At 66.1% G+C, this 818-nt stretch carries 1 protein-coding gene; it reads left to right on the plus strand.

Annotated elements, in window-relative coordinates; all coding sequences use genetic code 11:
* Window positions 1-818 (plus strand): calcium-binding protein (locus tag VQ03_RS19000; RefSeq protein ID WP_048452466.1); only part of this gene is annotated, 818 nt, incomplete at both ends.

Genomic DNA, 818 nt, shown 5'->3' on the forward strand with positions numbered 1-818 from the left:
GGTTCAGGCTTCAACGACACGATGTACGGCAGCGCCGGCGACAACGTGCTGACGGGCGGCTCCGGCAACGACGCCATCTACGGACTGGACGGCAACGACAGGCTGATCGGCGGCAACGGCCTCGACACGCTGCGGGGGGATGGGGGCAACGACTCGCTCTATGGCGGCGACGAGGACGACGTCCTCCACGGTGGCGCGGGCAGCAACTTCCTCGATGGCGGCAACGGCAACGACACTGCCAACTTCGAGAGCGCCACTCTCGCCTACAGCATCGACCTGAACGCGCAGCGGGCCTGGACCAGCCAATACGCCGACACCCTGGCCTCGATCGAGAACGCAGTTGGTTCCGGCTTCAACGACACGATGTACGGCAGCACCGGCAACAACGTGCTGATCGGCCTCAACGGCGACGATGCTCTCTATGGCGGCGCGGGCGACGATGTCCTGCACGGCGGCGCGGGCAGCAACTTCCTCGATGGCGGCAACGGCAACGACTTCGTCAGCTTCGAGAGTGCCGCCGTTGGCTACAGCATCGACCTGAACGCGCAGCGGGCCTGGACCAGCCAATACACCGACACCCTGGCCTCGATCGAGAACGCGGCTGGTTCCGGCTTCAACGACATCTTGTACGGCAGCGCCGGCGACAACGTGCTGATGGGCGGCTCCGGCAACGACGCCATCTACGGACTGGACGGCAACGACAGGCTGGAAGGCGGCCGCGGTCTCGACACGCTGCGAGGGGATGGGGGCAACGACTCGCTCTATGGCGGCGACGAGGACGACGTCCTGGACGGCGGCTCCGGCCACAAGTTTGTCGA

This window comes from Methylobacterium tarhaniae (assembly GCF_001043955.1).
GTDB lineage: Bacteria > Pseudomonadota > Alphaproteobacteria > Rhizobiales > Beijerinckiaceae > Methylobacterium > Methylobacterium tarhaniae.